The organism is Aurantimonas sp. DM33-3, assembly GCF_014334315.1.
Taxonomy (GTDB): domain Bacteria; phylum Pseudomonadota; class Alphaproteobacteria; order Rhizobiales; family Rhizobiaceae; genus Aurantimonas; species Aurantimonas coralicida.
Genome location: NZ_JACSGS010000025.1, coordinates 1 through 18,975, shown reverse-complemented (window position 1 = coordinate 18,975; position 18,975 = coordinate 1). Strand labels below are relative to the sequence as shown.

The following is an 18,975-nucleotide window of genomic DNA, read 5'->3' as shown; positions in this document are numbered from 1 at the left end:
CCGTTCGCCGGATCCCGCCCGCGACCCGGGCACCCGTAGCTCAGCTGGATAGAGCGCTGCCCTCCGAAGGCAGAGGTCACAGGTTCGAATCCTGTCGGGTGCACCAATTAACTCAGTCACTTGCGGACCTGGACGCCTGCTCCGACTACAGGCAAGTAAGCACCGGGTAAGCACGCCCGGTGGTATCGGTGTGGGTTCTGGAGAACTATCAAATGATCAGAGCTTGAGCATCGGTGACTGATATGAGCGTGAGCCACCCGCCCGCTGGACGGTCCGGGAATTGCCCAAAGCGCAAAAACTGGAATGGGCGGGGATCATAAACGCCTCCCGTGCCGCCAGCGACTGGCAGGTAAATCGGCCGCTCTGTTATTGAGTGAGAAAGGCGTAAACGCGCCCTTTTAGATCGGAATCGACAGGTGCCTTGACCAGCAGCTTCGGCTGCTTTCCTCTTTCAACCCGAAGACGGCCGTTGTCGCGAAGTTCGCGGAGGATGCTGAGATGTTCGGGGCCGAAATAGTCGCGAACGATCACGGGACGAAGGTACATTGTACCATGGCCATCTTGTTCGGTTATCTCGGTGCCGTCAGATAGTTCAGAAAATGCCCTGCCCTTGCGAGGCATCGGAATCCGCCTACAGCGCAAACCATGCTCGGTTTTCACGAACAGCGTCGTGTACTGCCTTACATGGTCGATCAGGTCATCAAGCCGATTGACGGCTGCCTCCCCAGCAGGATCGGTAGAGGACGTTGAATCAGTTCTCATTACGAGCGGCACGATTCTCGCGATGGCATCGTCAATGGGCATCGCTGCCACTGGTAGGATGCGCCATTCACGTGCAAGCTGCCCTGCGACCCTAACCAAACCGAACACCTTCCGGATACGGTCGGAGCTTAATTTTGCGGCAACGCGGCTCCCCTCAAACTCGTGGATTCCCTCTGCGATCAGGTCCTTCCATGCGCTCAAATCGGCGCTGGCTATTTTGATAACCTCGCGGACAAAGGCTCGTGACGCTACGCCATGATTGCGGTCTATCGCCTCCCGCAAGGCGGACATTGCCTTCGCCGTGGTGTCGAAGCCGTTGGGGGCACTCTGAAGAATCTTATCATTGTAGATTATTGCCAGCCGCCTTGTTGCTGCGGCCCTCGCAATCTCGGTGCCCGGCTTCCCGAGTCCTGAGAAGGGATCGTTGCTCGTGCTGAGGGTTCCCATCCGGAACGCTGGACCTGGATTGAGCTCGTTGAAACGACGACGGCGGCTGCCGCTCGCGCCTTTGAAGGTTTGCGCAGAGTCCACCTTAACTGCAGAGTCCTGTTCGTTCTGCTCATCCAAAACCTGCAAGGCGTCAGAATACCATTCACCGACTTGGTTGAGACCGGCTGCCGTCACATTCCACGAATCCGCCCCGCCAATCTGGTCCCGCCCACCTGCAAACACGGAGCATGCAAGAACGGCGAAGGATGTCTTGCCGCACTCTGCCGGCCCGACCAGCTCGATGTACGGGTTGTGCATGGATGAGGGTGCGAACCGGAGAAGCAAGGACGCGAACGCAAAGGCGAGCAAGAAGGAGGCAGTCGCGTTGCCCGCGATAACAAGGTCCAGTTCGCTCTGCCAGCCTGAAAGGTCGCCGACTGGACTAAAGCGAATATCGGGTTCAAACGCGACAATAACTTCACGTTCGTCACCGCCAATGCGCAAAACCTCGCCATCGCCGCAGATGTAAATATCGTCGGCTATGTAGCCCGGATGGGTCGCGACGAGGCCCTCATCGAATGAATCCCAACTTTCCACCTGCTTCTTGATTTCATTCTTACGAGTTGTCGTCACGGCGATTATGCCATGGCGGCCCAAGCGCTCAACGAGCTGATTATCGAACTTATTGATGTCTGCCAATTGCACCCATACCGGGTCATTGTCGCACGCCAATGCATAGTGCCGGTTGCGGAATTGATCGATCACGGCGCGCACAATCTTAGTGCCGCTCGCACCCGCCGACTGGCTGTTTTCCAGAGTTCCGGACATTCGTTCTCTCCTACTGGGAAGTGAGACGAGCATGATGGGGAGGTAGCTTTCCCACCTTTCCCACCTTGGTCGTCGCGATGTTAAGTTTTTTGGAGGCGGGCATCACGGTGTGCCGTGCAGTGTTGTCAACTGCCCAACCCCGAATGCCCGCCGTAGCCTTCAACGAGCCTCACAGCAGGCTCAACAGGGGGATTCGGCCGACTCCGACCCCAACGCCCCCCGTTTCGTGACGACTGGCAAGTCGCGCTGAAGCGTCAGGGCGAACCGGTCGAACCGGCCCCGACGCCGCATCCCAATCAAAATCACCCGAGAACCCAACGGATAATGATCGAGGAAGATCGCCAGCTCGACACGGGTCGAATTCGGAAGCCGCTGAGCGAACGCGTTCGTAGAACGTTTGCCGCTCTTCCGCTTCACTTCGACATATCGCGAACGACAATAGAAGCCGGACTTGTGGCCGTAGAGAAGCTTATCGTGGAAGTCGTGGATGTTGCGGGTCCCAACCCGAAGGGGGCGTTCCCGAGCCACCCGGTCGGCCGCTTGGATGGGGCGGCACCGCCGGTCGATTTCGGCGCGAAGACGCCGCAGCTTAGCCCGATTGTGCAACCCCCATCCCATCGGGGCGATGACGAAGCCATGAATATGGATGCACCAATGAGGATCTCGGTTCTCAAAGGTATTCAGGGAGATATCGACGCCGCCAATGAACAGGGCTTCCGGAGGAAGTGCCCGTTCCAGCGCACGTTTCCGGCTCGCAACCCAGCGGACGAGATTAAAGGCCGAGAGCTCGCCGACTTCGACGCGGAAATCGGCGGGGATCAATGTGATGGCGGCGACTTCAAAGGCCCGACCGCGCAGGGACCGCTTCATCTGCCGATCCAGCCGGAGGCGGAGCCGGCGGTTACAAACGGGGCAACCATTAGATCCGCAGCGATCTTCTTTCCGGCAACCGAGGAGCTTGCGGGCCAGTGCCTGAGCGTCGTTGCCGTCTGCCGAGGCCAGCAGACGGACTAAGCTGTCGCGGGCGGCCGCGGCATCGCCTTTGGTTTCGAATCCGGGCGGCCGGGTGTTGCCTTTCGTCGGTTTGGTTCTGGTGTTGACCATGATGACCTTCTTTCCGCTTTTTCCCTATTCCGACCGGACGAGCGCAAGGGTTCCCGCGCTCGCAAGCGCCGGTGACAGGGGCTAATTGGTGAGGGGGGGGTGAGTGCGGCCGCTTAGGCCAGTTCGCTCGTGGACTGCCTGCGCTGGGCTTCTTCCCAAGCTTCGACGTCGGCAAGGCGGTAGCGCACGCAGCGACCAAGTTTCAGGAACGGAATGCCGAAACCGGTGACGCGCTGATTCTGCAGAGTCTTGATCGATCTCTTCTGGCGATCCGCGACTTCTTGCTCGGTCATCAACGTCGAGGGAGGCGGGGAAGCGTTCATGCTGTCTTCCTTTCTGTCGGGCTCGGGCTGAGCCGTTGGGGACAGGAGGAAGATCGCGATTATAGGCGCACCGCGATATTGGGAGGCCCCAAATTCACTAAGGGGTTAGCTCGGAGGTTATTCAGAATTGCCGATGAATGCCGCTCGAAACCGCGCCAAGGCTCTCTCCCTCGCGCTATCGCGTGCCCTTCGTTTTTCTTGGCTGGGCGGACCCTTTTGGCGCGGAGCATTCTGCAGTTTTTTCCAGATCTCCGTGTCGAACAGATTGCGTGATACGCTTGGCTGCTCAGTGCTGACTATGTCCCATAGCCATTCAGAGGTAACAGGAAAATCGTCCTCTTTCGCCAGCTCCGCGGCTGCTTGCGCGGCACGCCGCAAGTGTCCGATAGCAGGCGGGCGCTTTTCCCCTTCGGCCTCATCATCGGCCGAGAATTTTGGCGAGTTTAGCCATCGGCGAAATGCGGCTTCCTCAACCCCGATCCAGACTGGTTCATCGAACTGGGTTGATCCTGGCGCGTGGGCGCGTCCCAGATTTGTCACCATCCTCTCTTGCGCGGAGACTACACCCTGAGGAACACGTCCCGGCAGCAAACCGTCGATGGGATGAACATATCGCAGCGAGAATTCGTCCATCTCCGCCGCCACGACGAATCTCCGACTGACCACATAGAACCACTTGACGTAGGCGCTTAGAGACACTGCGTCGAAATGTTCGACCGGAACAGGGTTTGGTTGAAGCCGCCACCCGTCTGCATCCTTTGCGAGTTCCCACCACGTGTAACGATGGTCACGCAAAGTGACGGGCATCGCTGCCGAACCGCCGCCACTGGGCGCAGTTCGAAGATAGAGTGAGAGAGACCGCGCAATACATTTGGAAACGCCCCTGTACGCCGAAGCGCGTCGGTGGGGTAAATTTAGACGGTGTCGTGGTTCTTGATCCCGAAATCGAAGTTTTCGTGGAAATAACTGAAAACAGGACCTTGGCAAAAGTCCGCGAAGACGTCGTCAAGTTACAAACCGCCAAGTCCGCGGCATTCCAGAATGGCGTGATGGCGCGCTGCTTCTGCGTGGTGAATGGCAATATCACGCCAGCAATGAAAGAGGCAGGCGAGCCGCATAATATTCGTGTTCTCTCGATTGACGCCTTTTCCCGAATGTTTTTCGATTTCGAAGAATATCGAGTCGCCAGAATCAATGCCCCGTTCGGTAGCGCAATTAACCCGCTCACCGGTGAAATCGATACAACCGATTACGTCGGCGTCAACTATGTCGCCGAAGGCCAGAAGAAAGAGGTGAATTCAACCGACATTGCCAAGTGGCTTTCAGAGGGGAAAAAGATCATCCTCTTAGGGGAGTATGGAACCGGCAAAAGTCGTTGCATTCAGGACGTCTTTCGCGTCCTTTCAGAGGGTGCCGCGGAAAATTTCTGCTATCCGTACGCGGTCGACCTGCGAAGTTCATGGGGATTGCAGAGAAGCAGTGAACTTCTTCGCCGACACGTATCCGACTTAGGGCTTGATACTCTAGAAACCTCGGTTGTTCGTGCGTTTCACGTGGGCTCTGTTGCGGTACTTTTGGATGGATTCGACGAGATTGGGTCGCAGGCTTGGAGCAACGATGTTCAGAAACTCCGGCAAATCAGAGCGAAGTCGCTGCTAGCCGTTAAGGATACCGTTTCGGCATGCAAAGGTGGCGTCCTTGTCACAGGGCGTGAGCACTATTTCCCTAGCTCTGAAGAGATGTTTTCAGCTTTAGGTATGGACTCCGGCGCAACGATCGTCCTCCGCTGCAAAGACGAGTTCAGCGATACGGAATTGCTTGAATATTTCCAGAAAAGGGACATCGAGCTGGACGTCCCTGAGTGGCTTCCGAGGAGACCTTTGATCTGCCAGACAATCACGGATTTGGCCGACGACCAGTTCCTCGCCATGTTCGACGACGAAGGTGATGAAGTCAAATTCTGGAACCATTTCATAACAGTACTTTGTGAGCGCGACGCCCGCATCCACCCTTCTTTCGATAGTTCGACCATACATTCTATATTTATCTATTTATCTCGCCTTACGCGGACGAAGTCTGCCAATATCGGACCTATCTCTCTCTCGGAGCTACAGCACGCATTTGAGTCTGCGACTGGTGCCGTTCCGGTTGAGGAAGCTTCGGTGATGCTACAGCGATTGCCGACCCTCGGCCGGGTGAGCTCAGGGAGTAACGACAGACAGTTTGTAGATATCTATATATTGGACGGTCTGCGAGCGAAGGATGTTGTACGATGTTGTCTCGGCCCGCCGGACGAATTGGCAGCGGTCTGCGGTTCCGTTTGGACTAATCCCTTAGACGACCTTGGGCAACGAGTCCTCGCACGCGACGCTTCTCTCAATGATCAATCGAAGTTGGATTTCGCCAGGCAAGCGCTTAAAGGAGGTAATAGAACTTTATCCTGCGATTTGATTGGTGCGCTCACGAGGAAAAATACAGTGACATTCGATTTCGAGGGGCTTTCCGTTGATGACGGTACGTTCATGGTTCTTAACCTACGTGAACGCGAGATATCGAATATCCGCATTGCTGATACGTACGTCGGTGAATTAGTTCTACCTGCGCTCGATAATAAGAAAGTCGAAATAGTGAACTGTATTACGCCGCGTGTAATAGGGATCACCTCACCAGCGGGCCTGCCATACTGGATCAAAGATCTTGAGGCAGAAGCGTACGACTCCGTTGCTAGTGTCTCAAGAATTAGACGTATTGGCCTTAAGCCTGCGCACGAAGTGCTGGCCACCGTGATTCGGAAGACATTCTTTCAGAAAGGTAGTGGGAGAAAAGAGGAGGCATTGCTCCGAGGCCTGGGAAGTCCAGCTACTCGGAACAGTTCGCGTAAGATACTGAATCTTCTCGAGCGAGAGGGGCTGCTTACCTCATTCAAGGGGGATGATGGGATGGTTTATTCGCCCGTCCGCGCCCATACGAAAAGAATGCAGAAATTGCTCGATGAATTGCAAAGTAGCACAGATGATATTTGGGTTCAGGCCGGCGAGCTGTAGAGGTTTGTATGCTAAATTTCGGATGTAAATTTATACGAGCCGCTGGAAAGGAGTCTCAATATTGCCGTGCTCCGATCGATGCGCGTTCATAACGCTCTGCAAGCACGGTATTGCATCTGCGTCCTCGTCTAATATGTCCAATAGGTAGCCTGTGTCCACAATTTGATGCATGTGCGCCTAGTTTATCTCTACGTCGCTTTGACATAAACCTGCGGGATGCGATCCGAAACATCAAGGTATACGACGATCGTGCGCGCGAGCCGAACAGCTTTGGCTATTTAGATATTTGCCACATCGTCCTTGACTTCGACTATTTGTGACACGTTAGCCTCAAGCCTAAACCTTGAGGTGACACACACATATGGCCCGCATCGGTTACGCTCGCGTCAGCACCATCGATCAAGACCTTCGCTTGCAGCTCGCTAGACTGAAGGCGGAAGGGTGCAATATCATACGTTCAGAGAAGGTATCGGGCAGCAGCCGCGAGGGCCGAACCGAACTGGCAACCATAATCGAATTCCTTCGCGCAGACGATGAACTCATGGTGACGCGCCTCGACCGGCTTGGCCGCGACACGCGCGACGTGCTGAACCTCATTCACGAATGCGAGGCACGCGGCGCGTTCGTTACCGTGCTCGATCCCCACGTCTCGACGCGCGGCGAAATGGGGCACGTTATCCTGACGGTGTTGGGAATGGTCGCTACCATGGAGAGGCGTTTCATCAAAGAACGCCAGCGCGAAGGCATCGAACGAGCGAAGGCGGAGGGCGTCTACAAGGGCGGCAAGCAGCGGCTCGATCGGGACCGCGTGAAGGCGCTCAGCGCGACTGGCATGGGCGCTACGGCCGTCGCAGCCGCCATTGGGTGTTCACGGATGCAGGTCTACCGGATACTGAACGACAAAGCCTCGGCATGAGGAAGTGTGACCGTCTGATCACGAGCCACTGATGGGAGCCGCGGCCTTGCGATAGCTGCGCCGGTGAGGCAGATTCTGGCTATGTCTCTGATCCTTCCCGATCCTGTACATCTGAGTGAGCCGGAGGCGGCATGCCTCGAAGCGATCCGCAGCGGGGCCGATACGAAGACCGGTGTTGCCTTGCGCGCTCAGCTTGATCTTGATCAGACCGAGGCCGCCCTTGGCCGCCTTACGTCCGCAGGATTGATCGAGAAGCGTCGTCGAAGATTGTCTCTTGCGCCGCATGGACCTGACGTCGCGTTGGTAGTTACTCTGGATAGCAAACGGCAGCGAGGCCGGCGACGCCGTACAAGTAGAAGGCCCGGCCCATCAGGCCAACGTCTCTTAGATCTTCTCGGACGCCCACGGCGGGGAACAGACCTTGCCGAGGAACTCGGCCTAAGTCCCCAGCGTATCCATCAGCTGGCGGTGCGCTTGTCGGCACTGGGTCTGATCCGCATCGGCGACCCCGCCCGCCCGCTGCACATATTGGCCCGCACTGACGATCCATCTCTCTTGCTCCGTGCGTCAGAGGAGGCGGTGCTTTCGGTATTCCCAGAAACGGCCGGCACGACGATTTCGAAGATCGCGGGCGCGACTCACAAGCCACCGGCAGAGACAGCGTCTGTGATCGAATCCCTTGTTGAAAAGGGCCTTGTCGAGATTGAAGGCCGATCCCGCGATGCCTCCCTGTATCAGTTGACGTCAGCAGGATGCGAACACGAACAACGCAATTCCGCTGCCCGAATAGCGGACCTGCCTGCATTGCCGGTTAGATCAGATCGTGTGCGGCAAGTGCTGGAGCACCTCGCCCAGCATGGGCCAGCTCGAACGCGCAGTATCGCCCAGGAACTTGAGATCCCGCGCATCTCTATGAACGCTTTGATGCAGTACCTGAAACGCAAAGAGCTCGTCCGGAAGACGGACGGCGAATTGCACGCGCCCTATGAGGTCACCACGGTGGGCCGGGAGACGGCTCGAGCCCTTGAGGCCAAATTCCGCGACTGAAACGGAGCCTTCCGGGGCTGGCTTCTATTATTGGGGCAAGCCCACCAGAGGCAGTCTTTGTCCGTGGCACGTGCGACTGGGGACAGCCGACACATATCGTCCGGACAGTGGCAAAGACGCTCTCGATGGGGGGTCGAGGTCCGCAGGTGGCCCAATGTTCCGCTGGGAAGTCGAAGAAGGCCAGGGGTGCGCCGCGCGACGTGGGAGAACACCTCACCCCATCGGCAAGTCGCATAACTGCCGCCCGCGCTGGGCAAGGCATCAACTGGATTGCTTTACATAACTGCAGCGTACTCTAACATTTCTCAATCTCGTAAGGGAAGGGCGAACCAAGTGTACGCATCCGGCGTAGGCCGCAGTCAGGCAGCTACGGCTTGATCCTGATGGGGTGCCGCGGCCCAATTCCATGGCAGGAGTTCAGGCAGCCGGCTTTGGGGCATGTCGGCAATGCGCGCGAGGACGTCGGCGAGCCAGGCCTGCGGATCGACATCGTTAAGCTTGGCGGTGGCGATCACCGTCAGCATGAAGGCACAACGATCGGCGCCGCGCTGCGAGCCAGCGAAGGTCCACGAGCGGCGGTAATTGCCGAGAGGATTGGAACGATCCAAGTTGTTGCCGCGAATATTACCTGAATTCGTTCCACTCCAAACATGTAATAGCCTATACGGCACTTGCCCTTGCATCAAACTCTTATCGACTTATCCGGAGATTAGACAGCGAGTCCCCAATTTTTGCAAAGGCCGTTCTAAGTTCCGCACCGGTGGGTGAATTGAAGAAGAAGGCATTCTGCGTGGCGCAAGCCCTCATTCGTTCTTCAATTTCGGCCCCAGGGCTGCCGAGCGCGACAGTATAAACCACAATGCCAGCATTTTTCATTGCCGTGCAGACTTTGGTAAGGCGCTGATCGAGCTCTTCGTTTGCCAAGTTCCTGGCATTGTTTTCGGTGTTTGCTGAGACGCCTAGACGGTTATCGTAGCCATACTCCAAGCACAGAAAAAACCAGCTACGCTTGCAGGAAATTTCCCCGTAGGCTGAGCCGCTACTGATCTCATTCTTACCATCCGTCATAATGACCGCGGCTTTGCTCATACCATCAGCATCGTAATCCAGCGGCAACTTCAGCCCCATATCGCCGCCCCATAGGCCTCGCCATTGGGGCGATAAGAGCCTCCATCCCCAGACGGCTCCCACGTTGACGTTCGTGCCGCCGTCCGGAGTGAGCTTGTCGATAGCGCTGATCAGCTTCTGCTTGCTCGACGTTAGCGGCGTAATCCCGGGCGGACAGGCCCCCGACTTCAGCGCAACAAATCGGGCAGCGCTGATCGACTTGTCCGATGTGTCGAGGCCGTTGCTGCGCATCTCAACACAGCCGGACCAGTTGCTCGGGACACCACCCGTCAGCCAACCAGTTCGCGACGATCCTACGTTCACCGTTTGCGTAAACGGCACAATGCCGACGTGAAGATGCTCAACAGAGTTCTCGCCGCCGAACACAATTTGCAGGAGGTCTTTCGCAGCAGACTTTAAGCTACCGATCTTGTTGGACGATGACATGGACCCAGTGACATCGAGGACTAAAGCGAGCTCAAGACCGCCGGTGGCGCGGGTCACGTCGGTCAGAGCGCTTGTCGTGATAGTCTTGATACCGAAGAGGCGCATGAAGACGGTGGGCGCCTCAGCGGTCGCAGTAATCTGCAGCGTCTTTTCGTCCGCGCTGAGCTGCGACGAATGCGAGGTGACCTTAGCGCCCACATACGCCGAGGAGAAATTGGCGTTGATGAACTTTTCTATCTCGTCATCAACCGCGGCCGTCGTCATCTTGGCCGCTGAAGAGAGACCGGCAGCGTCGATCGATGATTGCAGCATGGAGTGCATAAGCGCTAATCGGCCTGCGTCGATAGCGAACCCTGCTACTCCAATAATCACAAGCCCACACAGAGCCACGATTGGCAACACGCTACCCGATCGGTTGCGGATTAATCCAGCTAGGAGGCGTGATCTGAGCCTTTGGGGATAGCGCATGAACGCCTAACATCCTGCTGCGGATGTCAGGGCGCCAAGCCTGGGCCGGAACACCGCCGTCTTGTAGATTTCCTCACCGATTGGAAGCATGTCAAAGACCGGCACGTATTGGTAGTATACCTCCGCAACAACGACGTTATCATTTGCGTCAATTGTTAATCCGCCTGGCAACGAAACTGTTTCACCCACTTCACCAAGACCGCTAGCTCGTGATCTCGAACCGCCGCCGCTACACTGCCACGATACCTTAGCCGTATTCTTCGCAGCAGCCGTTGTGACTGATGACAGTATCACGTACCCTTTTTGAGCGAAGTCGTCGGAACCCATCACGTGCGAGGAGGCGGCAAACAAACTCGCGATATCGGCACCCGTAATGCTTTGGTAGCGAGCTACCGCATCGGTGACGGTGCTTGCCATTTGCGCAGCGCGGTAATGAACCGACAAAAGGTTCGCCATTTCTGCAGATCCGAGAAAAAGGAGAACGAGCATCGGCATCGCCAGAGCTAATTCAACGGCCGCCACAGCGCCTCGGTCTGCCCAAAGTTGGCGAAGCTTCTTCGCAAGGGTGTCGGTGAGGCGGGTGAGACATGCCATCTAATACGGCTCATTCTGGACCACTGCCGTAGCCCTTAACATCAGCACCCCGTCCCTTGTCAGCAGGTTACCGATCATGGGTGTGAAAAACGACCAAGGGTACGTTACCGTGTAAAGGACCACTTGGCTGGCACCCCCTAGCCCGGATTTCCCGCGGTCCAGGTCGTATTTCCCGTTGCCGTTTACGTCCGTGTAGTTTTCTCCGTCATCACGCTTTCCATTTCCGTTGGCGTCGATGAAGGGCTCTGGCGTTCGGACACCCGCGAATTCTGCATAAGCTTTGCTCGAAATCGTCAGTTTCGCTGGATCCATCAACAGGTCAGCTTGGCGTTTGATTATCGTTATGACCGTAGCTTCCCGAGTGCTATCGGCTGCAACGAAACCGGTTCTGCCGGTGCGGGCCGCTGTATGGGTTGCATTCTTGAGCAGAATATCTGCTGCGAAGACCAGTCCAGTCTCAATTATTCCCATGATCAGCGTGAGTAGAATCGGCGCGATTAAAGCGAATTCTATCGCAGTCGCTCCGCTCTTCGAAGCGAACGCAGCCTTAACCATTACCCGCAATGATTGAGAGAAAGCCGAGGGCAAGCGTCAACCTGTTGCAAGAGGCAGACCGAGACGTCGATCAGATTGGTTCGCACCCTAGCGCGGAATAATGAAAGGTTTCTTTCGAAACCCGCGCGAACTCTATTGATGGCACGATCCGTTTAGGTAGCCTCTCAATGGCTAATTCACTCGGGGGCTCTTGCGTCTGCATAGATCGCCATCAAATTGAGGCTTCGAACTCCGCATCTGACGGGTGGCAGGAAGACCTACGGCAGAGCCTGCAGCATCTATCAGCCAACAAATTGGGTCTGGACGGATGAAGGGGCCGCGACACCGACTTGTCCGCCCGCCTTACTACTAGGCTCATGATGGATGGGCCCTCAAGCCATAGTAATATACTCGCGAGTTTTGCGCGGCTTCGTTGGCCCTGCGCGCGATACCGCCGTTAGCGCGTCGGGGGGTCCCCTATGCCGTCCATCTTGGCACGGACGGTGTTAAATATCCCGGCCTCGCTGGCGGGCGGATTCCTTCATGACAGAAGCCGATATCAAGCTTTCCTATCTCCAGTTACGTGCCAGCAGCAGCGCATCCGCTTCGGCCCGGTGAGCACGCTGGTCATCAATGGGATTGGCATCGTCGGCGTGCTTGCCCGGCAGAATGCCGCGAAGCCACTCGATATCGCGAACCTGGAACTCGCGCGATGAGGGGCCCTCCTCGAACAACCGGTCAAGCCAGAACGAGTCCATCTCAGCAGCATCGGAGACGACCGTCAGCGGTGCGCCGTCCGGCGCGAGGACTGCGTTGATCCGAAGGGCGGCATCCCATGGGGTGATCCCGTTCGTCATGAGTTCTTCATGGCTGATTCCATGGAGTTCTTCAGCCAGCGGGTCCCACGCGTCGGCCGACCAATCCGAAGCCGGTCGGATCAGAAAGCCTCCAGACGCGCCAGTTGCAAAAGCCCAGCCAATCTCAGTTGGGTAACTGTCAGGGCCAAGGCCCGAAGCCTCAATGTCCAGAAACACGATTTGATCCAACTCGATCAGGTCCCCCGCTGCCATCGGCGTCTTCCCGTTTTCCATGCTGATGCTCCATCAATAGCGCAGCGGCGGCCAACGTGCTCGGCGTCTTGGCAGCCGGCGTATTTGCGCCGCCGAGGCGGGGGCCCAAAAGCGCCCCGGCTGGCGTCGGAGCGAAAGCGATGGGGTTGGGTGCCACACTGAGGCGGAAGCCTCGTCAGCGGGGCGCTATGGCGATGTGAGGCGCACTTGCGCGCTCGACCGTCAGTACTCGTCGGCCCGCATGATCGTCAAAACCCTGGACGTCACCGTTGGGTCGGCGGGATCGGGCGAGCCGTGGGTCAGGTCGCGATCATAATAGTCGATCTTCCAGAAATACCGATGACCGCCGTGCTCGACCGCACCGAAATCATGCTCGCCGTAGGGATCGTTGTCGGTCCCGAAAGTGTCGAAGGCACGCACGGCATCAAGAACGGTGCGCTGCCCCTGTGCGTCGAGTTCACGCACGCCCGCCGTGAGCATGACGGTGCCCCCGGCGAAGGTTCGCCGGAAGCTGTCGTTCAGGCGACGAACGACGTTGTCGCGGTCGATGTGGCCCCGGGTTGCTTCGCCCGTCAGCGTAGCGGCTGCGGCCGCCATCTCAGTTGCCCGCGAAGTTGGGGTGGAACAGGCCGATCTCCTCGCGCTTGCGGATCAGCGGGGTCGGATCACCCTCGTCTTCCCAGCGCAGAACGAACATGCCGTCATCGGCTTCCTCCGTGATGTAGGCGGGCCACCAGCCGTTATCCTTCTCGTAGGAAGTGAGCACCTTGTGTCCGACGGCCAGCTTCGACCAATCTTCGGGAAGGGTGCCGCGCACGACGGCACCCGCAGGCAGCTTGGGGCCCGGGCTTTTTGCCGTCTCGTCTTTTCCGGAACCTCCGACCAGCCGCAGCGGCTTCGCTGTTTTTCCTTCCGGCACGTGCGCGGCGAGCTTGTCGTAGGTGGAGGCTCGCACGAAGGGTACAAAAGCCCGTCCGCTAGCAAAAACGCGGCCATGAGGTAACACCGCCGCTAGCTCACGGAGCTCGTCAGTGGCCACAGTAAGTGCGTTCATGCCCATCATGGCAGCAGCCTTGGCAGCGAGCTTCGCCTCGCCGGCGTCAAACCATGACGCATGGGCTTTCCCGGCATCGTCGCGCCCCAACACGATCATGGACGGAACGGCCGAACTGGTGGCTGGGGCAAGCTTTGCATTGGCGTTTTTCATTGAGGGTATCTCCCAAAGAAGAAGGGGCCAGAGGCCCCTTTTTGGTAAACGTTCAGATGGCGTGGGTTGGACCGCAGCTCGCGGCCGGTTGGGCGGGGCGTGTCGTCCTTGATGTGGCTGTGCCATCGAGGTCCTTCGTAGTCTTTCTGGTGCGCTTTGGCCCGATGCCGAGTTTTATGTGTTGTTCTGACCAGCAACGATATCATACAGTAAAGATTACCTAAATTCAAGAAGATGTTATGCACCGGCCATTCGGGCGTTCTATTCTTATGTTTTAAGGGAGACACGATCGCAGTCCTGCCGGGCTGGACAGACCATACTTTGGCACCGGTGCTGATCGCTGATCTTGTTGCCGTTGCAGATGTCCAGGCCACCGGCCGCGCAAAAGTGCCAGATCGCGTACTGCACAAATCGCGGAAAGACGACGGGGAACGTCGGATTGAAATCGCGGGCATCGGTCCGCTGGGCCAGTTCCTCGATGAGGTCGGCGCATCCACCGGGCTCATAGCATCCGGGGCCATAGGGGTGCTCGGCCTCGAAGCGCCGGAGGATCCCGGTGCGGTGCAGGAAGTTGTGAACGAGAGTGTCGATCGCGATCATGCTCGCGCCCGTCACGACCCATCGCTCCCTCGCGGGATCGCCGCCCAGAAGCAAATCTGCAAGTGCCATCGATAGCAGCTTGTTGGACACACCGAATATATGCCCCATCGGCTCCAGTAGAGCTCGTCGCATCAGGGCTGCTCGCTCTGGGTGCCCCGGATTGTCGGCCGCCTCCAGCCGCTCGTCGAGCCAGCTCACGAGATCGCCGTCACAGACATCGCGGATGAACAGGAACAGGCTGTAGGCACCTTGGCTGAGGCGGCCGTTGCGGAGGGGGTGTCGTGGCAGCGGGCAGGACGGCAGAAGCTGCAGCTCGGTACAGGTTTGCGCGGTCTTCCGGTAACCGCAGCCGTCCAGATGCCAGTAACTCCGCAGGCGATGACAGTCCGGGTTTCGCGCGAGCGTTCGTTCGATGTCGGCCCACCCCACCGGCCCGTGTTTCTTGGTGAAGGCCAAGGCATTGGCATCCGAAATGCCTTGGAACTGCGCGATCCCGAGGAGCCAGTCGAACAGGACAACGGAATCACGGTGGGCGACGGCGTCTAGGACGCCCTTTTCGGCTAGCGCCGAACGCAAATGGTCGAGGAAGTCAGGTCGTCCGAGGCGAAGAACGATACGGGTTACGGCGTCGAAGGCCCGTCGCCGTACGCCGTCTTTTTCGTTTCCGCGCACTTTCATCCGTCACCTTGATAGCCAAGGTTATGGTGCATACGCGAAGCGCAATAGGCGGCGTCAAGAGGACGGTGCCTTCAATGGCGAATCGGCAAGCCTCAAGCCCACCTCGACCAAATTCTTGATAACCTTGATCGTCTCAGGATCTCGCGTCTCAAGGAGTCGCACGACTTCTTGCAAGGCAGGGTGTTGAATCGGCTCCGCGCTCTTCGAAGCGCCCTCAATATCGAAGAGATCGGACAGCCGCACGTGAAGCTCCGCTGCGAGAAGATAAGCGATCTCAATACGGGTCGCGTTCATACCGCGCTCGATGTTGCTGACGGTATCGACACTTCGTCCGATCCGTGCGGCAAGGTGCTCCTGCGTCAGCCCTCGTGCTTCGCGGAGTTCCTGGACTTTCCGACCAAATCGACGCTTGAGCTCATTTGCCTGCATGGCCCGAGTCTTCCTCCGAGGGAAAACCCAAGACCACCGAGCGTCGCACGGATAACTGATTGCCTTTGTGCGTCGGTGCCGTAGTTTTATTCCGGTTAGCCCTCTCTAGCTTGGGAATCCGGCTCCTTGCTCAGTGACAGCGCAGTTTTAGCGTTCACCCGCATTGCGACGAACCCGCAACTTTTTCCAGTCTGGACGGAAACCGATGCGCGGCGTCTTCGCTGCGCCGCCACCCTTATTTTGCACCGGAGCAGCGATGCCGCGGCCTTCCTCGCCCCTTATGTCGGACAACTGACGAACGGAATCGAGATGGTGCCCATCCTTGGTACGAGTGGCGGCCCCTTCGGACCGGCGTGGCGTGGTCACCCTTTCCTCAGTCCGGCGATGGACGTCGGCTACAAACTCAGAGAGGCGGATCTGACCCGCGAGCTGGCGGTGCTTATGGGGCCGTCCAGCGGTCGGCGTGGTTCCGAGCGGGCCGTGTCCTTTCTACGAGTCATCGCAGACCTCGCGCGCCGCCCGGCCATTGCCGACGCCCTCGATGACCAGACCCGGCCCAACGTGTCTGCCGAGCATGCGGTTAGGACAACAGACCGAAAGCTGAAGGTCGCCGCTATTAGTCCCGCCGGGGTGGGGTTCAAAAAGGGATCATCGCCGCGAATCGACCTGATGTTTGAATGGCCGGTGGGGACCGACGGCCGTCAGGCTGTGGTCGTCATAGAAGCCAAGCTCGGGGCGACGGTCGGCGAGGGGCAGCTCAAGCCTTACCGCGAAGAGGGCAAACGCCGGGCCAAGAGTGGGCCGCTAGCGCTCGTTCTGCTGACGGCTCACGCCGACAAGGCGACATCGCGCCATCGGTCCTGGGCGGCGGTTCGCTGGTTCGCACTGATGCGGCGGTGGGAGAACGTCTTGGCGGCCGCAGGAGACGACGATTCTGAGTTTGCCCGCGTCCGAGCGCACGTCTGGCGCTACATCCTATCCTCTGGCGGAGTGTTCGTGTGATCGTTATTCCTGAGAGTGTTGCGTTCTATTGGAGCGAGGCATCCAATCGTGCGGCCGTCAACGTCTTGACGACCGACGGTGCAGTTCCTCCGGACCTTTCGTTAGAGGAGGTCGAACAGTTCGAGCTTGCTGTCCTGGCCGCACGGCGCGTCCGCGTCGATTTCTGGCGACTTCTGCGACAGATTTGGACGGCGACATGGAATGCCGCCGTCGAGGCTGAGTTGTCGTCGGCTCGGCTCCTCAATTTCGGCGGTCATAGTGATTATACGCACGAGGAGTCCGTTGTCCCATCGGTCGATAATGCTTGGACCAAACGCGCGACTTACGGCGTATTCGATCTGCCAAGCGGCAACCAACTCGTCACATGCATCCAGCTTAAAGAGCGCGATCAGGAATTGGAACTTTGGTTCTATGTGGTGGACTCCGATGGCGACACCTCGGCCACCGACGGCCTGGACCTTGGTGCTGATTGGGAAGACGATGGCGAAGGCAGGCGCACGACGAGGGCAGGCGCACTTAAGCTGATCGGCGCGGGGGGAACGGTCGATGCTGAAGCGATTGTTTCATTCAGCCGAATGGCCATAGCGACGCTCGCTGGTAAGCCTTCGATCCAATAACGACACTACCAAATTACCGTTTTTCGTTTCCTGGCTTACTTTTTCCGATTGCGCGAGCGATGGCAGTGCCGATCTCCTCAGTTGCAAGTCGTACAGGATCTTCCGAAAGGTGGGCGTATCGCTGTGTGGTGCCATGGTCCCGGTGCCCCAGCAATGCTCCGAGAACCGAAAGGGACCTGCCTTGCGAGAGTCCCAAACTCGCGAATGAATGACGTAGGTCATGTAGGCGCAGTTCGGGGAACCCCGCGTAAGAGCGTACGTGCTTCCAAAATTTCGGCGTCCCCGAATAATGTCCACCATAGTCCGCAGACGCGAAGACAAATTCCGAAAGGCGGCCGAACCGCGCTTCGTGGTGTATCAAAAGCTCGGAAGCACCTGCGCTAATCGGCAGGATTTTTTGCCCCGTCTTCGAATCTTCCAATCGCAGACATCGGGTCTCGGGGTCTACCTCTCGCCAGCGAAGCCGCTCGATCTCGCCTCGTCTTGCGCCGGTGAAGAGTAAAAGGCGCACAATCGCGATCGCGTTTGCGTTCTTGTTTTGGGTTTCAAAAAAAGTGAGTGCATTGCCGATTTTGGCGATATCGGTCTCCGAAAGAAAACGGTGGTTGCGCTTGTCTTTATAGCGCTTGACCCCGTGAACCGGATTTTCCTGAATCAATCCCGATCCGACCGCATATGCGAGAATTCCACCCAAAAGCCCGACTGTACGGGCTGCGGTACCTTTTCCTCCTCGCACAATTGCTCTTCCTCGCACCCCCGTCCGGACGTCCACAGCTGTCTTCCCGCTGGCAACGTCATTCTGAAATTTCATGACATCATTACGAGTAAGTTCAGAAACCTTTTTGCGACCGAGAAGCGGCTTTATGTGTCGTTCGATCCGGCCGACGTCGGTCGATAGGGTGCTGTCCTTCTTCGTTCCGACACCGTCTCTCAGATATCGGTCGCAGAGGACTGTAATGGACGGCATCTCGCGGATGTTCTCTCTCTTGTCTGCTGGATCGGAACCTCCGGCGACGTCAGCAAGGATTCTAGCCGCTTCTTTGCGAGCAGATTCGACCGTCCAGGGCGAGCCGTACTTTCCAATGGTCATTCGTCGCGTTCGACCAGCCCGGCCGCCCGCTAAGCGATACTGGACGACAAACGTCTTCGCCCCCGATGCCGAAACCTTCAGGCCGAACCCTTTCGGCGCTGCATCCCACAGGAACAGATCCTTGCCGTTTGGGATGGCTCGATCCACAAGCGACTTCGTCAGCTTTTGCACGGGCATTGGTTGAGCTCCAGGGCGGCGAGCAGTAAGCACCCAGTAAGCACCGTAGCGGGAATTTGCAAGAAAAGGAGGGTGCCCCTCGCTGAAGTGCAGTCCTAACAGTCCGCACAACCCACTGATAGATCTGATTCATGAGAGAATTCGGGGAATACCGGGAATGCAACACCCTAGCCCTCCGAAGGCAGAGGTCACAGGTTCGAATCCTGTCGGGTGCACCATTCCTGAATACCAGTGGGCACTGTCTGCGCTCCTTCATTGTGAGTTGCCACGAGCGTTCTAAGCCCGCCTCTTAGACCGGACAGTGTCGCCTGCGTGTCGCTTACGACGATGCGATCAACGATTGATCGGATGTACGCCTTCCGAAATGGAATCTCGCCGTTTTGGTCGGCCCCCACCGGGTGGTCCAAGGCAAATCTTAGTTCATGAGCGGCCTTTGCGCCAAGGCTGGCGTGGCCGGCGAAGCTGGTCCGGATGGCGAAGCCGGCCATTGCAGGACCTGCGG

At 57.8% G+C, this 18,975-nt stretch carries 18 protein-coding genes, 1 tRNA gene and 2 pseudogenes; 6 read left to right on the top strand and 15 right to left on the bottom strand.

The window, feature by feature from the left end:
• Positions 1-29 precede the first annotated feature (29 nt).
• A tRNA-Arg gene (locus H9Q09_RS21075) sits at positions 30-106 on the top strand.
• A 260-nt stretch (positions 107-366) separates the two neighbouring features.
• Here the strand turns inward: H9Q09_RS21075 and H9Q09_RS21070 are convergent.
• From H9Q09_RS21070 to H9Q09_RS21055, 4 genes are all read right to left on the bottom strand, one after another.
• Positions 367-2,019 (bottom strand): DUF927 domain-containing protein, encoded by a 1,653-nt coding sequence (locus tag H9Q09_RS21070; RefSeq protein WP_187392685.1) that lies wholly within the window; start codon positions 2,017-2,019, stop codon positions 367-369.
• A gap of 180 nt (positions 2,020-2,199) precedes the next feature.
• The gene (locus tag H9Q09_RS21065; RefSeq protein WP_187392684.1) at positions 2,200-3,123 is read right to left on the bottom strand and encodes a hypothetical protein; all 924 of its coding nucleotides are present in this window, start codon (positions 3,121-3,123) and stop codon (positions 2,200-2,202) included.
• A 113-nt stretch (positions 3,124-3,236) separates the two neighbouring features.
• Positions 3,237-3,446, bottom strand: coding sequence for a helix-turn-helix domain-containing protein (locus tag H9Q09_RS21060; protein ID WP_210315456.1), 210 nt, complete (start codon positions 3,444-3,446; stop codon positions 3,237-3,239).
• A gap of 117 nt (positions 3,447-3,563) precedes the next feature.
• A complete protein-coding gene (locus H9Q09_RS21055) occupies positions 3,564-4,253 on the bottom strand; it encodes a hypothetical protein (protein WP_187392683.1) in 690 nt (229 codons plus the stop codon).
• Positions 4,254-4,294: 41 nt separating this feature from the next.
• Between H9Q09_RS21055 and H9Q09_RS21050 the strand changes: the two genes are divergently transcribed.
• The 3 genes from H9Q09_RS21050 to H9Q09_RS21040 all read left to right on the top strand — a co-directional run bounded on the left by H9Q09_RS21050 (position 4,295) and on the right by H9Q09_RS21040 (position 8,453).
• Positions 4,295-6,490, top strand: coding sequence for a hypothetical protein (locus H9Q09_RS21050; RefSeq protein WP_187392682.1), 2,196 nt, complete (start codon positions 4,295-4,297; stop codon positions 6,488-6,490).
• 361 nt (positions 6,491-6,851) lie between these two features.
• Entirely contained in the window at positions 6,852-7,406 is a 555-nt protein-coding gene (locus tag H9Q09_RS21045) for a recombinase family protein (RefSeq protein ID WP_187392681.1), read from the top strand.
• 81 nt (positions 7,407-7,487) lie between these two features.
• Positions 7,488-8,453, top strand: a complete 966-nt coding sequence (locus H9Q09_RS21040) for a hypothetical protein (RefSeq protein ID WP_187392680.1) — start codon at positions 7,488-7,490, stop codon at positions 8,451-8,453.
• Between the two features lie 359 nt (positions 8,454-8,812).
• On the opposite strand, the pseudogene H9Q09_RS21035 reads toward H9Q09_RS21040, so the two are convergent.
• The 9 genes and pseudogenes from H9Q09_RS21035 to H9Q09_RS20995 all read right to left on the bottom strand — a co-directional run.
• Positions 8,813-9,031, bottom strand: a pseudogene (locus H9Q09_RS21035) (transposase domain-containing protein); the annotation flags it as partial.
• Between the two features lie 112 nt (positions 9,032-9,143).
• Positions 9,144-10,475 (bottom strand): TadE/TadG family type IV pilus assembly protein, encoded by a 1,332-nt coding sequence (locus tag H9Q09_RS21030; protein ID WP_281414932.1) that lies wholly within the window; start codon positions 10,473-10,475, stop codon positions 9,144-9,146.
• Between the two features lie 6 nt (positions 10,476-10,481).
• Positions 10,482-11,069: a TadE/TadG family type IV pilus assembly protein gene (locus H9Q09_RS21025; RefSeq protein ID WP_187392678.1), complete on the bottom strand. Its 588-nt coding sequence runs from the start codon at positions 11,067-11,069 to the stop codon at positions 10,482-10,484.
• Complete coding sequence (locus H9Q09_RS21020; protein WP_246716265.1) at positions 11,070-11,657, bottom strand: TadE/TadG family type IV pilus assembly protein; 588 nt, start codon at positions 11,655-11,657, stop codon at positions 11,070-11,072. It lies immediately after the preceding gene.
• A 515-nt stretch (positions 11,658-12,172) separates the two neighbouring features.
• Positions 12,173-12,694: a hypothetical protein gene (locus tag H9Q09_RS21015; protein WP_187392677.1), complete on the bottom strand. Its 522-nt coding sequence runs from the start codon at positions 12,692-12,694 to the stop codon at positions 12,173-12,175.
• Between the two features lie 201 nt (positions 12,695-12,895).
• Positions 12,896-13,270, bottom strand: a complete 375-nt coding sequence (locus H9Q09_RS21010; protein WP_187392676.1) for a DUF3768 domain-containing protein — start codon at positions 13,268-13,270, stop codon at positions 12,896-12,898.
• Position 13,271: 1 nt separating this feature from the next.
• On the bottom strand, positions 13,272-13,880 hold the full coding sequence (locus tag H9Q09_RS21005) for a hypothetical protein (RefSeq protein WP_187392675.1): 609 nt from the start codon (positions 13,878-13,880) through the stop codon (positions 13,272-13,274).
• Positions 13,881-14,147: 267 nt separating this feature from the next.
• The gene (locus H9Q09_RS21000; protein ID WP_246716264.1) at positions 14,148-15,158 is read right to left on the bottom strand and encodes a hypothetical protein; all 1,011 of its coding nucleotides are present in this window, start codon (positions 15,156-15,158) and stop codon (positions 14,148-14,150) included.
• 54 nt (positions 15,159-15,212) lie between these two features.
• The gene (locus tag H9Q09_RS20995) at positions 15,213-15,587 is read right to left on the bottom strand and encodes a helix-turn-helix domain-containing protein (RefSeq protein ID WP_187392674.1); all 375 of its coding nucleotides are present in this window, start codon (positions 15,585-15,587) and stop codon (positions 15,213-15,215) included.
• A 126-nt stretch (positions 15,588-15,713) separates the two neighbouring features.
• Here H9Q09_RS20995 and H9Q09_RS20990 point away from each other — a divergent pair, with 126 nt between their 5' ends.
• Both H9Q09_RS20990 and H9Q09_RS20985 read left to right on the top strand, forming a co-directional pair.
• Complete coding sequence (locus H9Q09_RS20990; RefSeq protein WP_187392673.1) at positions 15,714-16,589, top strand: PD-(D/E)XK nuclease family protein; 876 nt, start codon at positions 15,714-15,716, stop codon at positions 16,587-16,589.
• Positions 16,586-17,206 carry a hypothetical protein gene (locus H9Q09_RS20985; protein WP_187392672.1) on the top strand — a complete coding sequence of 207 codons (621 nt, stop codon included), beginning with the start codon at positions 16,586-16,588 and terminating at the stop codon, positions 17,204-17,206. The genes H9Q09_RS20990 and H9Q09_RS20985 overlap by 4 nt, the downstream gene beginning before the upstream one ends.
• Before the next feature lie 13 nt (positions 17,207-17,219).
• On the opposite strand, the gene H9Q09_RS20980 is transcribed toward H9Q09_RS20985, so the two are convergent.
• Both H9Q09_RS20980 and H9Q09_RS22370 read right to left on the bottom strand, forming a co-directional pair.
• Positions 17,220-18,473: a site-specific integrase gene (locus tag H9Q09_RS20980; protein WP_187392671.1), complete on the bottom strand. Its 1,254-nt coding sequence runs from the start codon at positions 18,471-18,473 to the stop codon at positions 17,220-17,222.
• A gap of 188 nt (positions 18,474-18,661) precedes the next feature.
• Positions 18,662-18,975 (bottom strand): annotated as a pseudogene (locus H9Q09_RS22370) (hypothetical protein); the annotation flags it as partial.

Coding starts and splice junctions, on each gene's coding strand:
- H9Q09_RS21070 (WP_187392685.1), bottom strand. CDS start 2,019: ATGTCCGGAACTCTGGAAAACAGCCAGTCGGCGGGTGCGAGCGGCACT.
- H9Q09_RS21065 (WP_187392684.1), bottom strand. CDS start 3,123: ATGGTCAACACCAGAACCAAACCGACGAAAGGCAACACCCGGCCGCCC.
- H9Q09_RS21060 (WP_210315456.1), bottom strand. CDS start 3,446: ATGAACGCTTCCCCGCCTCCCTCGACGTTGATGACCGAGCAAGAAGTC.
- H9Q09_RS21055 (WP_187392683.1), bottom strand. CDS start 4,253: ATGCCCGTCACTTTGCGTGACCATCGTTACACGTGGTGGGAACTCGCA.
- H9Q09_RS21045 (WP_187392681.1), top strand. CDS start 6,852: ATGGCCCGCATCGGTTACGCTCGCGTCAGCACCATCGATCAAGACCTT.
- H9Q09_RS21040 (WP_187392680.1), top strand. CDS start 7,488: ATGTCTCTGATCCTTCCCGATCCTGTACATCTGAGTGAGCCGGAGGCG.
- H9Q09_RS21030 (WP_281414932.1), bottom strand. CDS start 10,475: ATGCGCTATCCCCAAAGGCTCAGATCACGCCTCCTAGCTGGATTAATC.
- H9Q09_RS21025 (WP_187392678.1), bottom strand. CDS start 11,069: ATGGCATGTCTCACCCGCCTCACCGACACCCTTGCGAAGAAGCTTCGC.
- H9Q09_RS21015 (WP_187392677.1), bottom strand. CDS start 12,694: ATGGAAAACGGGAAGACGCCGATGGCAGCGGGGGACCTGATCGAGTTG.
- H9Q09_RS21010 (WP_187392676.1), bottom strand. CDS start 13,270: ATGGCGGCCGCAGCCGCTACGCTGACGGGCGAAGCAACCCGGGGCCAC.
- H9Q09_RS21005 (WP_187392675.1), bottom strand. CDS start 13,880: ATGAAAAACGCCAATGCAAAGCTTGCCCCAGCCACCAGTTCGGCCGTT.
- H9Q09_RS21000 (WP_246716264.1), bottom strand. CDS start 15,158: ATGAAAGTGCGCGGAAACGAAAAAGACGGCGTACGGCGACGGGCCTTC.
- H9Q09_RS20995 (WP_187392674.1), bottom strand. CDS start 15,587: ATGCAGGCAAATGAGCTCAAGCGTCGATTTGGTCGGAAAGTCCAGGAA.
- H9Q09_RS20980 (WP_187392671.1), bottom strand. CDS start 18,473: ATGCCCGTGCAAAAGCTGACGAAGTCGCTTGTGGATCGAGCCATCCCA.